A 17,861-nucleotide genomic window follows, 5' to 3' on the forward strand; every position below is an offset into this window, starting at 1 on the left:
TTCGGTGCAATCTTGCTCGGAACGAAAGGCGTTGGCTTGAAACAGGTCACGGCCCCAAAAAATATTCGGTCCAAGAGATCCGCCCCGCATCAAGCCGTGCTGGTCACATCAGAGCACTATAATTTGACACATCCGCTGGCACCGTTTGAGTGCCCCCGATCACCCCTTGGGCATCTTTAGGATGATGTTGCGCCCACTTTTCTGGTAGCGCAGTTCACCCTCCCCGATGGCAGATATATTGCCGCCGTCAATACGGTCGCCGACTTCGACTTTTTTGTATCGCCCATTTGCCAGGCGCACCAATGCGCGGCGTTGGGAGGGGGTCCCATAGACACCAATCAGGTTCACTTTGCGCAGGTTGATCGCGTTGCGCACCGTTGCTTCGCGCGCAACCGAGGCGCTTGAAGGGATGGAGGGTTTGACAACCGCACGCGGTGCAATACTCGCAGCGCCACCGGTGGATGCAATCGTTGCGGCGGTATTTTGGGAACGCGCCACGATCTGATTGAAATTGCTGGGACGAATACCGGGCCTTTGGGTCACCACGGCCACGCCGGATGTCGCGGCATCATTGGGATCCTGGTTGGCGGTGTTACCCTCAAGCGGCACAAGGCTGGCTGCGGCGGCATTCCCACCTCCGGCACTGGCCAAGGTGGGTCGCAAGGGGGGGCGGATCTGAGCAAGTTCCGAGCGTGTCAAACCCTCAAGGGTGGCGCGCTCGGTCGTCTCGACAATATCGTCTGGTCGCAGCTGGGGGCGAAAGGCCGCCAGGCTGGCGCGCGCCGGGTTCGACGCATTTTGGGTTTCTGAGGTGCCGCGTTCAGGCAGGTTTGCGGGCCGCACCGGCGGGGCGCCGGAAAATACTGTCACGCCGTCGGGCGATACCGCGCCACCGGGTTGGGCAATGACCAACCCCCTGTCATCAAGTTTGAAGGTAATACCCGCAGCAGCCGGGGAAGCCGGTGCGTCAATGGCGCTATCCCGGTTCACCACCTCCAATTGCGGCAGCGCCACCGCATCAAAACCCGGTTCTATGGGGTCAATGCTGGTAACGTATAGATCCTCGATATCCACCAGCGGGGGCGGGCTTGGCACTTCCGGCGCGCGGGGCCAGATCCCGCTCACGGCATATTTGGCAAGAAATTCCTGTGTTATCAGCGTGCTGGTCTCGGTTTCAGAGGAGGTCTCCAGCGGCGCGCGCAGTGCGTTTAGCACGGCTGCATCTTCATCGCTCAGCGACTCCGCCGGGGATACGACATCAACATCGCGGGTTGGGCTGGCCGCGTCGGTGGGCCCATCCCGAACGGGGTTGGGGAGCGGGGGCGCGACCTGAATGGCGGTCGTTTCGACACCGCCCCCCTGTTCGCGATCAAACAAGACGGCCACGAACGCCGGTAGCCTGCCCGAAGCAAAGGCCAGGACGCCAAGCAAAACGAGCAGAGCAAAACACGCCACAATCAGAACTGGTTGGCGCGACCCTTCCGGCGTATTGGCCTGAGCACGGGCCCCGAAGGTCGTCAGGCGCGCCGCTTCGTCCGTAATCAAGGCAGCATTTGGTGCCGCGCGCGCCTCGTGACGCGCTCCTTGCCCCTCAAACGGCGTTGCCGTTTCCGCGAAGCCGCCCGCAATTGGTACGGGAGAGGCAGGTTTGGGAAATGCAGGTGGGGGAGGGGTATTGGTGCCGCGCCGACGACTGCTGAATTCAGGTGCCGGTATGCCCTGTTCAGGTGTCCGCCCGATTGTCGCGGATTCCGCGCCCTGGGCGTTTCCCAGCGTGGCCGCCATGACGGCGGGATTGCCCTCATCGCCCGCCGGTCTGGTTGATTGCATTTGCAACCCGGCCTTGGCCGGTGCGTCGCGGCGCATGTCCTGTTCAGTCTCGCGCACAGAAGCAAGCCTGTCACGGCTGGATTGAGCCGCTCCAAAAAAGGGCTCCCAGGCGAAGGCGTCTTCTTCCGGAACAGCGACAAAACAGACCGGATCGAACCCGTGCTCCAGAGCAAAGGCTTCGGCTTCTTCCAGTGTTTCGCGCGCGACGGCGGCGATGTGGCTGCGGTCTGCGTCCGTGATCACGTCAAAGGCGAGCTCCTCCATGGCATAGGGTGTCGCCCCGTTCAGCGCATCATAGGCGGCCTGGTGGATCTGCTCCGGGTCACATTCGCCGGTTTGGATGCTCAGATAGCGCACTTGCTGATTGGGGATCACAAGTTTGCACCCGCTTCCCCGCGTGGCAAGGCGCGCGCCGCTTTGTTGCAGGCGCATCAGATCTGATCTCAGCGTCGTCGATTGTGGCGAAACCTCGCCGAGCACGGTCCAGCCCGCCCCACCACGATGCAGCAGGCGAATGCCATCTGGAGAAAGAGAAAGGGCAAAATCTGGTTTCATGACCTGAAGTTATCAGCCGCTAAAAGAGTTGCACAGGAGTTTGAATTAAATAAAGCACATATAGCAGGGATTTGCCGAGGAAAAGCGAAACCAGCCTTAACGGCTTGCTCTTGTGCCTGTGCAGGGATCAGATGGGATTGATTAAAGGAGAATTAAATGAGACATGTGTTAAAGTTGTTGGTGGCCCTCTTTTTTGTCGCGGGTGCCGCTCACGCCCAGGGCGCGCAAGAGCGCGTGATCACCACGACCGGGCAAGGGAGCGTCGCGACGCCACCTGATATGGCGAGCATAAGCCTGGGCGTGACCCATCAGGACGAAGAGGCAGCGCGCGCGATGATGGCAACCTCTGAGGGGGTCACGGCGATTTTGAGCAGGCTTTCAGAAGCTGGCATTGCGTCGCGTGACATGCAGACCGAAAATATCGCGCTGCGCCCGTTATGGTCGAACCGGGGATCGAACGCCGATAGTCCCGCGCAGATCACCGGGTTTGTTGCCAGCAATACCCTGACGGTCCGGGTGAATGATCTTGCGGCGCTGGGGGGTATTCTGGATCTGGTGGTGCAGGATGGGGCCAATACTTTCAATGGCTTATCGTTTGGATTGCAGGACCCGAAACCTCTCGCGGATGCGGCGCGCGCGCAGGCTGTGAGCGATGCGATTGATCGTGCGGGCCAATTAGCGGCGGCGGCGGGTGTCACGCTCGGTCCGGTTCAGTCGATCAGCGAGCAGGGGGGTATGGCGCGGCCGCAAATGATGGAAATGGCATCGGCCCGCCAGATGGATATGCCCATAGCGGCGGGCGAACTGACGGTGCAAGCGCAGGTCAATATGGTGTTTTCCATCGCGAATTGATCCCACGCAGAGAAGGACGAGGGCATGTGGTTGACATGCCCTCGTGATGGGGTCAGTTGACCGCTTTTGCCAGCGCCTGATCCAGATCCGCGATCAGATCATCGGCGTTTTCGGTCCCGATAGAGACCCGCACAACGCCGGGCCCGGCCCCTGCGGCCTCTTGTTGCTCCGCCGTCAACTGGCGGTGCGTCGTGGAGGCGGAATGGATCACAAGGCTGCGCGTGTCGCCCAGATTGGCGACATGGCTGAAGATTTCCAGCGCATTGACGAATTTCACGCAGGAATCGTAACCGCCCTTGATCGCGAAGGTAAACAAGCCACCCGCGCCCTTGGGGCAGATCTTCTTCACCCGCTCGTTATAGGGCGATGATTTCAACCCGGCGTAGGTTACATAGTCGACGCGCGGGTCCTTCTCCAGCCATGCAGCCAGCTTTTCGGCGTTTTCCACGTGACGTTCCATACGCAGCGACAGGGTTTCGGTGCCCATCAACGTGTAATGCGCCGCCTGCGGGTTCATGGTCATGCCCAGATCACGCAAGCCAATGGCGATGGAATGGAAGGTAAAGGCCAGCGGGCCGAAGGTCTCGTGGAATTTCAACCCGTGATAGGCCGGCTCCGGCGCGCTGAGCGAGGGGAATTTGTCATTGGCGGACCAATCGAACTTGCCCGAATCCACGATGCAGCCGCCCGTGACCGTGCCATTGCCCGTGAGGTATTTGGTGGTGGAATGCACCACCAGCGTCGCGCCATGCTCAATCGGGCGGCAGAGGTAGGGCGTGGCCGTGGTGTTATCCACGATCAGCGGAATGCCCGCCGCATCCGAAATGGCGGAAATCGCATCCAGATCTGTGATGTAGCCGCCCGGATTTGCGATGGCCTCGCAAAAAACGGCGCGTGTGTTGTCATCAATCGCCGCCTTGACCGCGTCCAGATCGTCGAAATCCACGAAGGTCGCTTCCCAGCCGAACCGCTTGATCGTGTGGGAGAATTGCGTGACCGTGCCGCCATAAAGACGGGTGGAAACGACGATGTTCTTGCCCGGTCCCATCAGTGGGAACAGCGCCATGATTTGCGCTGCGTGACCTGAGGAGCAACAGGCCGCCCCGACACCGCCCTCCAGCGTGGCGATGCGTTCCTGCAACACCGCCACGGTGGGGTTGGTCAGGCGGGAATAGATAAAGCCAACCTCTTGCAGGTTGAACAGGGCCGCCGCGTGATCGGCATCGCGAAACACGTAAGCCGTAGTCTGATAGATGGGCGTCTGGCGGGCACCGGTTGCGGGATCGGGGCGCGCGCCCGCGTGGATTTGTAGCGTGTCAAAGCCGTAGCTGGGGCCGTCTGTCATGGGGGTCCTCCTCGGGGATTTGTTTGGCCGTATCGTTAGGCCAAGGGGGCAGGGCATACAAGGGTCGCGCGTTGCTCAGCGCATCCAGAGCCGTTGGATTTGATCCGGGGTGGCGATGGTCGCTTTGCGCCGGGGCAGGGTGTCGCGATCAAGCAGCGCGTACCTTCGCGCCGCGTCCCTGATGAAGGTTGCGCTTGATCGGCTCGTGTTTCTTGAGCTTATTGGGTGCGGCGACCGTCTCGATAAGGACGCCCGAAGACATGCGGACACGCAAAGGAAAAGAAATCCGCATTGAAGGGGAGATAGCGTTTTCAATATTCATTCGCGTCATCCGCGCCGGAATCGGGGCGTTCAAAGGGTATGATTTCGTAAATACCATTTCCACCCGCACGGATGGCGACCGCAAGGCCTGTCCCCCATGGCATCTCACCCCCACATTTATGGATCACACCGTGGCAATTCGCGTGCCAATTGCCACATATGTGACGCATCCGAAATCAAAACCCGTCTTTCATAGGGGTCCTGACGGCACTGCATCAGGGGTACTGCGATCTCGGGCGATGACCGCGGGGGGTAGCCCAGGATCGCCTTTGGGTGCGGCAACCCCTTTTCCGCGCAAAGAACGCGTTTTATCTTGATGGTATCGATCATTAGGGGCCGCGATGAGCGCTTTCTAATTGGCTATCGTGCCCTTGGTGACCTCAAGCCTCCGGTGAGTTTGCAGGTTGCGTGCACGCGCAAATACCGAATTATGACGTGCCGCGCCTTTACTAATGCGCCGTGAAATTGTGCCTCTTGGGGGGCTTTGGGGTCGCTGTAGGGGATTGGCCTCAGGCCCCGCTCCCTTAAGCGCGACAGTAAATCGGCCTTGCCAGCTCTGTGAGGTTGATCGGTTGATGGCACCGCCGCCTGTCGATGCGCTCAGCTACAATCTGTTCGGGGAAACCCCGACCTCGACGGGCAATAGCAGAACCCCGGAACCGATGTCGAAGCGGGAAAGCAAAGGGTGCTCGCCGGGCATCTTAAAGCCGGCATGGCCTTGGATGTGCTTTCCCACGGTGCCGGGGATTTCTGGTCTTACGGCTTGCGTCATGGGGTCTTCCTGCCAGGTTCAATTCCGACTAAAACAATCGGGTCTGTAAACTGCCGGAAGTCCGGGTTAAGGAGTTTTTGCGGAAAACGATTTTGGGTGGGGCCGTTTGGTATGGACAAGAAAATCATCACCGGTATCGCGCTCTTTGTCGCCTTGATCTGCCTTCTGCCGCTGGCCGGTGTGATCGCCGCAGCGGCGTTTGGCAGTTTTGAAACGCTGGGAAATCTCGCCCAGACGGTCCTGTGGCGATATACGTGGACGACGCTTGTGTTGGTGCTGCTGGTGGCGACGGGCAGCATCATCATTGGTACGATCACGGCCTGGCTCGTCGTGACCTGCGACTTTCGTGGCAGGCGCTTTTTCGAGGTCGCTCTCGTCATCCCGCTGGCCTTTCCGGCCTATGTTCTGGCCTATGCCTATACCGATGTGCTCGATCATCCGGGCATTGTGCAAACCAGCCTGCGCGCCCTGATGGGGTGGGGGCCGCGTGATTATTGGTTCCCGGAAATACGCTCGCTGGGGGGGGCGGCGCTGATGCTGACCCTGGTGCTTTACCCCTATGTTTACCTGCTGACCCGCGCAGGGTTCCGAATGCAGGCGGCCACGCCGTTTTATGCCGCGCGCTCGCTGGGCTCATCTCCGGTCATGTCCTTTCTGCGGGTGTCCCTGCCGATGGCGCGCCCGGCCATTGCTGCCGGGGCCTTGCTGGTGGTCATGGAAACGATTGCGGATTTCGGCACGGTGGCGCATTTCAGCGTGCAGACCTTTGCCACCGGCATCTACACCAGCTGGTTTGGACTGGCAGATCGCGGTGCGGCGGCGCAACTGGCGCTTGGGCTTCTGGCCTTTGCGCTGCTGGTCGCGGCGCTGGAATATATGAACCGGGGGGCGGCAGATTACGCCTCGCGCGGTCGGCAAGAACCGTTTGCGCGCTTCGCCCTGTCCGGCCCATCTGCCCTGTCGGCACAGATCGCCTGCGCGCTGCCGGTGCTGCTGGGGGTAATCATACCAACGATCACGCTGGTGCTGATGGGCCTGCGCTCAGAGCAGGATATCTTCAGCCCACGCTATCTGGGTTTCATCCAAAGTACGCTGACCTTGGCCGGTATCGCGGCCCTCGTGACGGTCTTCGCTGCGATCTTCCTGGGCACCTTCAACCGTGTTTCACCAAGTCGCACGTCGATTGCCTCGCTGTTCATCGGACGGTTGGGCTATGCGGTGCCCGGCGGTGTCATCGCCATCGGCTTGCTGGTGCCCTTCGCGCGGTTTGACAATTGGCTGGATCTGCAAATGGAGGCCTTTTTCGGCATTTCCACCGGCTTGCTGATCTCGGGCTCCATCTGGTTGATGGTGGCGGCCTATATGATCCGCTTTCTGGCGGCGGCCATCGGGGCCTATGACAGCGGGTTGGCCACGGTAACGCCGAATGTCGATGCCGCCTCGCGGGTGCTGGGACGCACCGCCTGGGGCACGGTGCGCGACGTGCATCTGTCGGTGCTGCGCCCCAGTATCCTGACGGCGATGCTGATCGTGTTTGTGGATACGGTCAAGGAACTGCCCGCCACGCTGATCCTGCGTCCGTTCAACTATGATACCTTGGCGGTGCAGGCTTTCCGGCTCGCCTCGGATGAACGCCTTGAGGGGGCAGCGGTGCCCAGCCTGATGATCGCGGGCATTGGCCTCATTCCGGTCATTCTGCTCTGCGCTCAGATTGGGGATTGGCGCCGCGCCACGGCCTGAAACGAAAAAAGCGCACCCGTCTGGATGCGCTTTTGAGGTGGGGTGTTGTTTGCTTTATTTCCAACCGGCTTCTGCCAGTATCCGCTGGGCCGCCTCGATGTTATCGGCAATGTCGGACAGGGCGATGGCATCTGGACGGAAAATGCCCAGTGCCGCGACCGAAGGCGACAGGCCCACACCCGGCACGGCGGGATATTCATCGTTACCGGCGGAGAAATACTGCTGCGCCGCATCCGAGGCGAGATACTCAAGGAAAGCGACGGCGTTGTCCTTATTGGGCGCATGCGCTGCGACGCCACCGCCGGAGATGTTCATATGCGCGCCGATATCGTTCTGGTTGGGAAACACCCAGCCCACCCCGTCGATGCTATCGGAGAGACCCGATACATCTTTGCGCAAAGCCCGCGCGAAGTAATACGTGTTAGACATCGCAATGTCGCATTCGCCCGACACAATACCGCGCAACTGGTCGGTGTCACCGCCTTGTGGGTCGCGTGCAAAATTGGCGACGACGGCTTTGGCCCAGTCCGCCGCGGCCTCTTCGCCCAGATGCGCAACAAGGGCTGCAACGATATTCTGGGTATAGACGTTGGAAGAGGAGCGAATACAGACCATGCCCTCATACTCGGGTTTTGCCAAATCCTGATAGGTTGCGGGCGGGTTTGCGACTTCGTTCTTGTCATAGAACAGGATACGCGCGCGCTGGGAAAAGGCGAACCACTGGTTGTCCGCATCCTGTAGATAGGCCGGTACACGCGCTTCGAGGACGTCGCTGTCCACCGATTGCAACAATCCCAGATCTTTGGCGCGGGTGATGCGCACCGTATCCACCGTCAAAAATACATCGACCGGAGAATTGGCCCCCTCGGCTTCCATACGCGCGATTAACTCATCCGCGTTGCCCTCGATACGGTTAACGGTGATGCCGGTTGCATCGGTGAACTCGGAGTAGAGGCGCTCATCGGTGTCATAATGACGCGAAGAGTACAGGTTGAGTTCCCCCTCGGCGACGGCGCTTGAGGCCGTCATCGCCAGTGCCAGAGCGAAGATAGAAGTCTTGGTGGTCATTGGAATCTCCCGAATTTCATAAACCTTACAGTTTTACTCAATTACAAGATCCCAGCCACATTGCAACCCATCCTGAGTAAAATGGTCGGATTAATTTCACGGCACTCTGCGCAGGGTCAAGGCACTTCTTGCCAAGCGCGGGGCTGTCTTGATGGGTTATGATCTATGTCTAGCTTGGCCTGCGCGCCTTAAAGCCGTGGGCTTGCAAAGATCACGAAGAATATCGCGTTGCGCCGCGCCTGGTCTCATCCACCGGGCTGGCCAGCATGACGGTCTGATGTGCGCGCTGGTCACAATCCATGCGCGGACAAACGCGACAATTGATGCCGATCTTTGTCATGCGCGCCGCCGCGAGGCTGAGGTCATCCGCATAGCCGATCTCGCCGACATGATCGAGGCTGCACCCCATGGCGATGGCAAGCTGTACGTCCCTTGAATGGCGCGTGAACGTGGGGCGATCCACGGTGCGCGCGAAGACGAAAAACTGCGTGGCATCGGGCAGTTCGACAAATTGCGGCACGATACGCCCGGGCGCGCGAAATGAGCTATGCACCTCAAGGCGCGGGCAGGCCCCGCCGTATTCTGCCAGATGAAAATCGGTGGCATTGAATCGCTTGGTTACATTCCCCGCCTTGTCGATGCGCAGGAAAAACAGCGGCACGCCCTTGGCACCGGGGCGCTGGAGCGTGGTGGTGCGGTGGCAAGCCTGCTCGAAACTGACCCCGAAACGGGTGGCGAGATGGTCAAAGTCATATTTGCTGGCCTGAGCCTCGCGCAGGAAGGCAGTGTAGGGCATTAGCACGGCCGCCGCAAAATAATTGGCCAGCTCAACCCGGTAACGCGCTCGGCTGCGGGCGTCCTCAAGCCCGGAGCGCGCGAGAATCTCTGCCAGCAGGTCATGCTGTTCGATCAGGGCGGCGACATGCACCAGTTGAAACACGCGGTTGGGGTGGTCCATCGCCTCAGAGAGGCGCACCTCGCGCAGGGTCTCATCATATTCGCGCAGGGTATTGGGCATCTCTTCACTGGCCGCGAGCCGGACGGTCAGCCCGAGTTTGTCGCGCAGCCGCGATTTCAGCGCGCCATAGACCTCATCCGCGGGCACCTTCTGCCCCGCCCAGAAGGCTTCGGCGGCGGTTTCCAGAGAGGGAAAATGGTTCTGATGCTCGCGAAACAAATTATGCACATTCGATTCGGGAGAGGTCGGCAGGAGCGCCTCCTTGTCGTCGGATGCACCAGCCAGGCTCATCAATTGATCCGTTACCGCCAGATAGGCACGATGCAGTTGCAGAAAACTGCTTGCCAGATCTGGACTATGGCTTAGCGCGGCGCGCAGCTGTGTGAGGTCCGGGCGTGTCGGCTCAAACAGCGGATTTTGCAGGGCGGCGCGCATGTCGGCAAGCTGCGCGGCATCATCGTCCTTGGCGATGTCACGCCAGTCAACACCATATGCTTCCATCACTTTCAACAGGACAGAGACGGATACGCTGCGCTCGTTCTTTTCCAGCAGGTTCACGTAAGACGTACTGATCCCCAGGGCCTTGCCCATCTGCGCCTGCGTCTGGCCGTGCTCCACACGGAGGCGTCGCAAGTGGGGTCCGATAAAAGTTTTCATATCCTTTACTAGCGCAATTTTTACAAGTTTACAAATTGAGAACTTGTGAACTTGCGCGTTTACAGCATGACCCGCTTCTGTTTCAGGATTTCCATCTGCACGTGCAATGGTCCACGCATCAGGAGGAGCACCCATGCGGACAGGCCAGACACATCTTTTTATTCCCGGACCCACCAATGTACCCGAAAGCGTGCGCCAAGCCATGAACGTGCCCATGCAGGACATGCGGGCACCGGATTTCGGCGACCTGACGCTTGGCCTTTTCAAGGACCTCAAAAGCGTTTTGCGCACTAAAACCGGCAAGGTCATGCTCTTTCCTGGATCCGGCACGGGGGCCTGGGAAGCGGCGATCACCAATACGCTTAACCCCGGTGACAAGGTCTTGATGTCACGCTTTGGTCAATTCTCCTCGCTCTGGGTAGAGATGGCGCAGCGTCTTGGTCTCGACGTCGAGGTCGTTGATGTCCCTTGGGGGGCCGGTGTGCCGGTCAAGGAATATGCCCGCCGCCTCGGCGCGGATGCCAAGGATGAAATAAAGGCGGTTTTTGTGACCCATAATGAAACCGCAACCGGTGTGACCTCGGATGTGGCGGCGGTACGCAGGGCGATGGATGATTGTTTCCATGATGCGCTGTTGTTCGTTGATGGCGTGTCTTCGGTCGCCTCGATCGATTTCCGCATGGATGACTGGGGCGTGGATCTGGCCGTCACCGGCAGCCAGAAGGGCCTGATGTTGCCCGCGGGTCTGGGTATTCTGGGCGTCAGTGAAAAGGCGCTGGAGGCCGCGCGCGGTGCCAAAATGCGGCGCGCCTATTTTGAGTTCGACGATATGCTGAAGCTGAATGCGGATGGGTATTTTCCCTATACGCCGCCGACGCAACTGTTCCACGGCTTGCGCAAATCGCTGGACCGGATCCAGCACGAGGGGCTCGACAATGTCATCGCCCGGCACCATCGCCTTGGCGAAGCCGTGAGGCGCGGGATTGCGGCCTGGGGGATGGATCTTGTCGCAGAACATTACACGCTTTACTCCGATACTGTCTCCGCGGTGCGCGTGCCTCAAGGTGTGGATGCACGCGACGTGTTGCGCATCGCCTATGAGGAATACAACGCCTCTTTTGGATCGGGTCTGGCGCGGCTTGCGGGCAAGGTGTTTCGGATCGGGCATCTGGGCGATCTCAACGAGGGCATGTGCCTGACATCGCTGTCACTGGCGGAAATGGCGCTGGCGCGGGCGGGTGCACGGATCGAATTGGGCTCTGGCGTCGGTGCGGCGCAGGATTGGCTCTTGTTGCAACACATGGATGCGCCTGATTTGTGTGTTGCGGCTGAATAAACCCTTCCAGCAGCGAGAAAGTAATCCATGTCCCACAGGCATCACCCCCTGCGACAGCAACGCGCGGAACTTGCTGCTGGGGCCTTCAACCCGGCGATGATTGGCCGCGCAGCAAGCAGCTCGCCAAGTGCCGAAGATAACAAGGCTGAGCGGACCATGGATGCGCTGCGCAAGGCCGAAAGCTTAGGGCGCAAAACGTGATCGACGTGGCAAAAGCCATCGCCGCGCATGTGTAACTGTTTCAACTGGGAGGCAATAATGGACATTCACGAATATCAGGCCAAGGAAATTCTGGCAGGCTTTGGTGTGCCGGTGCCGCGCGGTGGGCTGGCGTATTCCCCCGAGCAGGCGGGATACCGCGCGCGTGAATTGGGCGGTGAGGCCTGGGTGGTCAAGGCGCAGATTCATTCGGGTGGGCGCGGTGCAGCGGGCGGTGTCAAGCTGTGCCGGACGGATGAAGAGGTGCGCGCTTATGCCGCCACGCTGTTTGGCCGCGACCTGGTGACGAAACAGACCGATGCGCGGGGCAAGAGCGTTCACCGCGTCTGGGTCGAAACCGCCTCGGAAATTAGGCAGGAACTCTATTTGGGTCTCGTTCTGGACCGTAAAACCGAACAGATTATGATTGTGGCCTCCGCCCATGGCGGCATGGAAATCGAGGATTTGGCAGAGGAAGACCCCGACAGCCTACGCCGGATGTTGATTGATCCCGCCGTCGGGCTGGCCGAATTTCAGGCGCGCGAATTGGCCTTTTCACTGGGGCTGACGGGCGGGCAGGTGGCGCAGATGGTGAGCGTCCTGCAGGCTTGCTACCGGGCCTATCGCGATCTGGATGCGATGATGGTAGAGATAAACCCACTTGTGCTCACCGGTACGGGCGAACTTGTGGCGCTGGATGCCAAGATGAGTTTTGACACCAATGCGCTTTATCGCCGACCGGATGTCGCAGCCTTGCGTGATCCCTCCCAGGAGGACCCGCGCGAGGCAACCGCCGCCGATAATGGTTTGGCTTATGTCGGTCTTGACGGTGACATCGGATGCATCATCAATGGTGCCGGGCTGGCCATGGCAACGATGGATATGATCAAACTTTCGGGGGGTGAGCCAGCCAACTTCCTTGATATTGGCGGTGGTGCCAGCCCCGAGCGCGTGTGTCAGGCGTTCCGCACCGTTTTGAGTGACGCAAATGTGCGGGTAATTTTGGTGAATATCTTTGCCGGGATCAACCGCTGCGACTGGATTGCCAATGGCGTTGTGCAGGCCTACCGCGAGGTCGGTATGACCCTGCCTGTGGTGGTGCGCCTGGCCGGGACAAACGTCAAGGAAGGTCAGGACATCCTGCGCAAATCGGGCTTGCCGATCCTCACCACCGATACGCTGGAAGAAGCGGCAGAGGTTGCCGTTGCCCATCGTAAAACCCCCATCGCCGCTTGAAGGAGAAGAGCATATGGCTATTCTGATCGATAAGAGCACACGCGTTTTGGTCCAGGGCATTTCCGGGCGCATCGGCCAATTTCACACACAGGAAATGATCGAAGCGGGCACCAATGTTGTCGGCGGCGTCACGCCGGGCAAGGGCGGGAGCAGCATCCTGAACCGACCCGTTTTTGACACCGTACGCGCGGCCGTGGAGGCCACCGGTGCCGAGGCCAGCCTGTTGTTTGTCCCGCCCCCCTTTGCGGCGGATGCGATGATGGAGGCGGCGGATGCGGGCATCCGCACGGCGGTCTGCGTGACCGATGGTATCCCGGCACAGGATATGATCCGGGTGAAACGTTTCCTGCGCCGTTATTCCCGGCTGCGCAAAATGCGCCTGATTGGACCGAATTGCGCCGGGATCATCTCCCCAGGGCAGGGTTTCATGGGGATCATGCCGCCTCATATCTACATGCCGGGGCGCGTTGGGATCGTCGGGCGGTCCGGGACTTTGGGATATGAGGCCGCCAGCCAGATGCAGAAATTGGGCATCGGGGTTTCGACCTCCGTTGGCATTGGGGGGGATCCGATTAACGGATCGTCATTCCGCGACATTCTGGAACTGTTTGAGGCCGATCCGGAAACGGATGCGGTCATGATGATCGGCGAGATCGGCGGGCCGCAAGAGGCTGAAGCCGCGGCCTATGTGCGCGATCATATGAGCAAGCCGGTCGTGGCCTATGTCGCCGGTCTGTCGGCACCCAAGGGGCGCCAGATGGGACATGCCGGGGCGATCATTTCCGCCTTTGGTGAAAGCGCGCAGGAGAAGGTTGAAATGCTTAGCGCCGTGGGCATTGCCGTGGCCCCAAACCCATCCGCAATGGGCGTGACCATGGCGGACGTCCTGTCCCATCAGCGCGCGGCATGAGCCTTATGGACGGAGCCTCAGAAATCGCAATGACCAACAGCGCAAGCGGTGTCGGTCGCAAAGAACAGCATGTCGGTGTCTTGAGCCTGGCCTTGGCCAATATGGTCCATGGAGCGGTGGCGCATGGGTTGTCTGCGGCTTGCGATATCCGCGAGGGCGCGCCCATGCCGCATCTGTGGCATTGGGCGGGGTTTCCCGAAACCGTGCCGCTGTCGGAATTGGCCCGCAACGGGCATCCGGCGATGGGTGGATTTTTACCGGAACTGTCCTTTGAGCGTCGTATGTGGGCGGGGGGGCATCTGCGGTTTTCGGGCAGGTTGCACATCGGCGAGCCCTTGCACCGCAGCTCGGAAATCCTCGCTGTCACCCGCAAGGCCGGGGCGACGGGCGAAATGGTGTTTATCACCGTGCAACATGTCGTGACCGGCGAGGCCGGGGGCCGTGTGGATGAGGTGCAGGACATCGTTTACCTCGATATCCCCGACCGTTTTACAGCACCCAAAAAGAAACCCGTGCCTCAGGATTTGCTGTTTGACGAAACCGTCACGATGAACGAGGTACGCTTGTTTCGCTTTTCTGCGGCGACCTATAATGCGCATCGCATCCATTATGATCTGGATTACACACGCAAGGTCGAAAAATACCCCGCCCTGATCGTGCATGGTCCGATGCAGGCGATGATGCTGCTGGATGCCGGTGAACGTCACAGCGGCAAATCCGCATGCGGGTTCCGATTTCGCGGTGTGCATCCGATGTTCCACGATCAGGACCTGCGGCTCACGGGGACCGTTGATCTCGCAACAAAGGCCATGGTGCTGGGCACGGCTGCCCCGGCGGGCTTTCTGGGGATGCAAGCGCGCATGGAGTGGGCATGATGGGCGGTGTCCTGGCCGGAATGCGCGTTGTTGAAAGCTCTGCCTTCGTGGCGGTGCCGCTGGCGGGGATGACCCTGGCGCAGATGGGAGCGGATGTGATCCGTTTCGATTTGCCCACGGGCGGCATGGACCATCAGCGCTGGCCGATCACCGCGCAAGGCAAAAGCCTGTTCTGGGCAGGGCTAAACAAGGGCAAACGGTCGATTGCGATTAACGTAAAAACCCCGCGGGGCCGCGAGATCGCCTCAGAAATCATCTGCGCACCGGGCGAAGATGCGGGATTGTTTATCACCAACCTCGCCGTCAAGGGCTGGACCGATCATCTCAGCCTCGCGAAAAAGCGCACCGACATTTGCACGGTAACGCTGCGCGGGGACCGCATGGGGCGGCCCGCGGTGGATTACACGGTCAACCCATCGGTCGGTTTTCCCGATGCCACCGGTCCGGTCGATGGGAGCGAGCCGGTTGCGCATGTGCTGCCGGCCTGGGATTGTATCGCCGGGAATATGGTTGTCTCAGGGCTTCTGGCGGCAGAACGACACCGGTTGCGGCGTGGCCACGGGCAGGGAGTCGATCTGACGCTCAAGGACGTCGCCGCTGCGATGCTTGGCAATTTGGGCATTATCGGTGACGTCGCGATGAACGGCGAGAGCCGCGCCAAGGCGGGCAACGCGCTTTATGGTGCCTATGGGCAGGATTTTTTGTGCCGGGATGGTCGGCGCGTGATGGTTATTGGTCTGACGGTGCGGCAGTGGCGCAACCTGGTGAAAGTAACACAGACTGAAGGCGAAATGGATCGCCTGGCGCGCAGCTTGGGCGTTGATCTCGCCGAAGAGGGCGCGCGCTGGCATGCGCGCGATCAGATCACAAAGGTGCTGGTCCCATGGTTCGCCGCACGAGATCTGGACATGGTTGCGAGCGCATTTGATGCAGGCGGCGTGACCTGGTCGGTGTTTCGCAATTTCCGCGAAGCGCTCGCGCAGGACCCTGATTTGTCGCAGCAGAACCCGATGTTTCAATCGCTGCATCAACCGGGTATCGGGCGCTACCTGACGCCCGGCTCGCCGTTTGATTTTTCTGATCTTGCACGGCAAGATCCGCGACCTGCGCCGGTTCTGGGCCAACATACCGAAGAAATTCTGGCTGATGTCGCCGGGCTGCCCGACAGCGAGATCGCGTCCCTGTTTGACGCAGGTGTTGTAACGCAGCCGGGTCAGGCCATACGCCTTGCGTCTTGACGTTGATGCACAGGGTGCTTGCCGGTTTTCGAGCCTGACCCGCGCTATGACTGGGCCCGCTCTGCAATGATGTGACCGTATATGGTTGCAGTGACCCTATCGTAACCAAAAGGCATCGGATATGTGCAACGCTTTTTGTTGTGTTGCCGTGGCAGAGTGTGAATTATTTTGTCTGGGTCCGCTTGGTGTCTCAAGCGATATTGGATCGACGCATTAAAAATTTCGGCGTAGGCAGGTGATGTGATTTGTCCCAGTGACCCCAGATAGAGTACCCCGATGACCGACACCCAGATTTCAACCCATGATGCTGCGGCGGACGCGCGCAATGATGACATCCTGATCTATGTGGACGGCGATCTGGTGCCACGCGCGGAGGCAAAAGTGTCGGTGTATGATTCTGGCTTCATGCTGGGGGATGGCATTTGGGAAGGGCTGAGGCTCTATGACGGGTATCTGTCGTTTCTGGATGAACATCTCGACCGGCTGTTTGAAGCCGCGCTCTATATCGACCTCGACATTGGCAAAACCCGCGCGGAACTGGTGCAGGCGATCCACCAGACCCTTGATGCAAATGCCATGACAACGGATGTGCATCTGCGCGTGATGGTCACACGTGGGCGTAAGAAAAAACCCTTTCAACATCCGCAGCTGAGCGTTTTCGGCTCTACGATCGTGATCATTGCGGAGCACTCCAAACCCGACGAAAACGCCATTCACCGTGGCATCCGGCTTCACACCGTGCCCCATCACCGTGGTCTGCCGCTGACGCAGGATTCAAAACTGAATTCGCATTCCAAACTAAATTGCATTATCGCCCTCAACCACGCGTTGCGCGCGGGGGCGGATGAGGCGCTGATGCTGGATCCCTTTGGTTTCGTGAATACGACCAATGCCTGCAATCTTTTTATCGTGCGCAAGGGGGTTGTTTGGACCTCGACGGGGGATTATTGCATGAACGGTATCACGCGGCAGAAGGTTATCGATTTGTGTTGCGAGAATGACATTCCGGTGTTTGAACGCAACTACTCCCTGGTCGACACCTACGGTGCGGATGAGGTATTTCTGACCGGTACTTTTGGCGCGCAGACGCCCGTTTTCGAGGTTGACGGTCGTGTGATCGGCGGTGGCAAACCCGGCCCCGTATTTTACCAAATACGCGCATTATACAAAGCGCTCATTGCAGAATCGCGGATCTCGACCTCCTGAAAGACCTAAGGCAATCAGTCGGCAAGGTGCTGGCGACGCTTCGGTGCAGGTCGGGAAAAATGAACCGCTCACCGCCGCGCGCATGACGGAGGGGTTTCGCGGAACGACTTGGTCTGGGTTTTGAGGTAAAGACCGGGCAGGCCTGTCTTGTTCTGCCTCATATTTCTGGTGCATCTAAGTTCAGTCTGATCTTGGGGTCCTGTGATGCCCGACCTGACGCGCTTGACGGTCGGATTCAAATTTGACCTAAAAACCAGAACGCGCGACCCACGGGTTTTGTATTTCCCACGCTCTTTTCAATTGCCATTGTGGAACCTAGCAATTTTCAATCACAATGAGCCGCCTGCAAAACAGGACGCAGTCGCATCAGCTCTTCGACCTTGAGCGGTTTGTCGAGAAAAGCTTGAACACAGGACATGCCGCTGAATTTATTTTTTTGAACCAATGGTAAAGGTGTCGAGATCATGACCAGCACCGCGGGCGCGAAGATCAGATTTGCATCATTGGTTGCGGTTTCAAGAAACTCCAGTCCGTTCATACGCGGCAGGTTCACATCAAGTAGGATGACATCAATTGCGCCGCCGGGGGGCGTGCGCAAATAGGCGAGCGCCTTTTCGGCATCCATGAAGCTTATCACCTCCTCGGCAAGGCGCGCGCGGATCAGCGTCCTTTGGCACATCGCCTGATCGACGCGATCATCGTCAATGATCATCACCTTTCCCAGAAAAAGCGCGGGGTCATTTTTGTCAATATGCATCATTTTG

Annotated in this window: 16 protein-coding genes; 9 read left to right on the forward strand and 7 right to left on the reverse strand. The window is 59.4% G+C overall.

Annotated elements, in window-relative coordinates; all coding sequences use genetic code 11:
- Window positions 1-159: 159 nt before the first annotated feature.
- Window positions 160-2,385, reverse strand: a complete 2,226-nt coding sequence (locus tag ROLI_RS07465) for a hypothetical protein (protein WP_187429824.1) — start codon at window positions 2,383-2,385, stop codon at window positions 160-162.
- Window positions 2,386-2,541: 156 nt separating this feature from the next.
- On the opposite strand from ROLI_RS07465, the gene ROLI_RS07470 reads away from it, so the two are divergent.
- Window positions 2,542-3,237, forward strand: a complete 696-nt coding sequence (locus ROLI_RS07470) for an SIMPL domain-containing protein (RefSeq protein ID WP_187429823.1) — start codon at window positions 2,542-2,544, stop codon at window positions 3,235-3,237.
- A 52-nt stretch (window positions 3,238-3,289) separates the two neighbouring features.
- Here the strand turns inward: ROLI_RS07470 and ROLI_RS07475 are convergent, their stop codons facing one another.
- The 3 genes from ROLI_RS07475 to ROLI_RS07485 all read right to left on the reverse strand — a co-directional run bounded on the left by ROLI_RS07475 (window position 3,290) and on the right by ROLI_RS07485 (window position 5,675).
- Window positions 3,290-4,582 carry an O-acetylhomoserine aminocarboxypropyltransferase/cysteine synthase family protein gene (locus ROLI_RS07475; protein WP_187429822.1) on the reverse strand — a complete coding sequence of 431 codons (1,293 nt, stop codon included), beginning with the start codon at window positions 4,580-4,582 and terminating at the stop codon, window positions 3,290-3,292.
- 148 nt (window positions 4,583-4,730) lie between these two features.
- Window positions 4,731-4,904, reverse strand: coding sequence for a hypothetical protein (locus ROLI_RS07480; RefSeq protein WP_187429821.1), 174 nt, complete (start codon window positions 4,902-4,904; stop codon window positions 4,731-4,733).
- 603 nt (window positions 4,905-5,507) lie between these two features.
- A complete protein-coding gene (locus tag ROLI_RS07485) occupies window positions 5,508-5,675 on the reverse strand; it encodes a hypothetical protein (protein WP_338469249.1) in 168 nt (55 codons plus the stop codon).
- Between the two features lie 111 nt (window positions 5,676-5,786).
- On the opposite strand from ROLI_RS07485, the gene ROLI_RS07490 reads away from it, so the two are divergent.
- Window positions 5,787-7,415: an iron ABC transporter permease gene (locus ROLI_RS07490; protein WP_187429820.1), complete on the forward strand. Its 1,629-nt coding sequence runs from the start codon at window positions 5,787-5,789 to the stop codon at window positions 7,413-7,415.
- A 54-nt stretch (window positions 7,416-7,469) separates the two neighbouring features.
- On the opposite strand, the gene ROLI_RS07495 is transcribed toward ROLI_RS07490, so the two are convergent.
- Together ROLI_RS07495 and ROLI_RS07500 are read right to left on the reverse strand one after the other, a co-directional pair.
- Entirely contained in the window at window positions 7,470-8,483 is a 1,014-nt protein-coding gene (locus ROLI_RS07495) for an extracellular solute-binding protein (RefSeq protein ID WP_187429819.1), read from the reverse strand.
- 211 nt (window positions 8,484-8,694) lie between these two features.
- Window positions 8,695-10,074 carry a short-chain fatty acyl-CoA regulator family protein gene (locus ROLI_RS07500; protein WP_262386485.1) on the reverse strand — a complete coding sequence of 460 codons (1,380 nt, stop codon included), beginning with the start codon at window positions 10,072-10,074 and terminating at the stop codon, window positions 8,695-8,697.
- Window positions 10,075-10,231: 157 nt separating this feature from the next.
- Between ROLI_RS07500 and ROLI_RS07505 the strand changes: the two genes are divergently transcribed.
- From ROLI_RS07505 to ROLI_RS07535, 7 genes are all read left to right on the forward strand, one after another.
- Window positions 10,232-11,434, forward strand: coding sequence for an alanine--glyoxylate aminotransferase family protein (locus ROLI_RS07505; RefSeq protein ID WP_187429817.1), 1,203 nt, complete (start codon window positions 10,232-10,234; stop codon window positions 11,432-11,434).
- A gap of 27 nt (window positions 11,435-11,461) precedes the next feature.
- On the forward strand, window positions 11,462-11,635 hold the full coding sequence (locus ROLI_RS07510; RefSeq protein WP_187429816.1) for a hypothetical protein: 174 nt from the start codon (window positions 11,462-11,464) through the stop codon (window positions 11,633-11,635).
- Window positions 11,636-11,692: 57 nt separating this feature from the next.
- Complete coding sequence (locus ROLI_RS07515; protein ID WP_187429815.1) at window positions 11,693-12,868, forward strand: malate--CoA ligase subunit beta; 1,176 nt, start codon at window positions 11,693-11,695, stop codon at window positions 12,866-12,868.
- 13 nt (window positions 12,869-12,881) lie between these two features.
- Window positions 12,882-13,778 carry a succinate--CoA ligase subunit alpha gene (gene sucD / locus ROLI_RS07520; RefSeq protein WP_187429814.1) on the forward strand — a complete coding sequence of 299 codons (897 nt, stop codon included), beginning with the start codon at window positions 12,882-12,884 and terminating at the stop codon, window positions 13,776-13,778.
- Window positions 13,775-14,653, forward strand: a complete 879-nt coding sequence (locus ROLI_RS07525; RefSeq protein WP_262386484.1) for a MaoC family dehydratase N-terminal domain-containing protein — start codon at window positions 13,775-13,777, stop codon at window positions 14,651-14,653. The genes sucD and ROLI_RS07525 overlap by 4 nt, the downstream gene beginning before the upstream one ends.
- The gene (locus ROLI_RS07530; protein ID WP_405048995.1) at window positions 14,650-15,891 is read left to right on the forward strand and encodes a CoA transferase; all 1,242 of its coding nucleotides are present in this window, start codon (window positions 14,650-14,652) and stop codon (window positions 15,889-15,891) included. The genes ROLI_RS07525 and ROLI_RS07530 overlap by 4 nt, the downstream gene beginning before the upstream one ends.
- A gap of 276 nt (window positions 15,892-16,167) precedes the next feature.
- Window positions 16,168-17,097, forward strand: coding sequence for an aminotransferase class IV (locus ROLI_RS07535; RefSeq protein WP_187429813.1), 930 nt, complete (start codon window positions 16,168-16,170; stop codon window positions 17,095-17,097).
- A gap of 325 nt (window positions 17,098-17,422) precedes the next feature.
- Here ROLI_RS07535 and ROLI_RS07540 read toward each other — a convergent pair whose 3' ends face one another.
- Window positions 17,423-17,857, reverse strand: coding sequence for a response regulator (locus ROLI_RS07540; protein WP_187429812.1), 435 nt, complete (start codon window positions 17,855-17,857; stop codon window positions 17,423-17,425).
- Window positions 17,858-17,861 lie beyond the last annotated feature (4 nt).

Source organism: Roseobacter fucihabitans (genome assembly GCF_014337925.2).
GTDB classification, from domain to species: domain Bacteria; phylum Pseudomonadota; class Alphaproteobacteria; order Rhodobacterales; family Rhodobacteraceae; genus Roseobacter; species Roseobacter fucihabitans.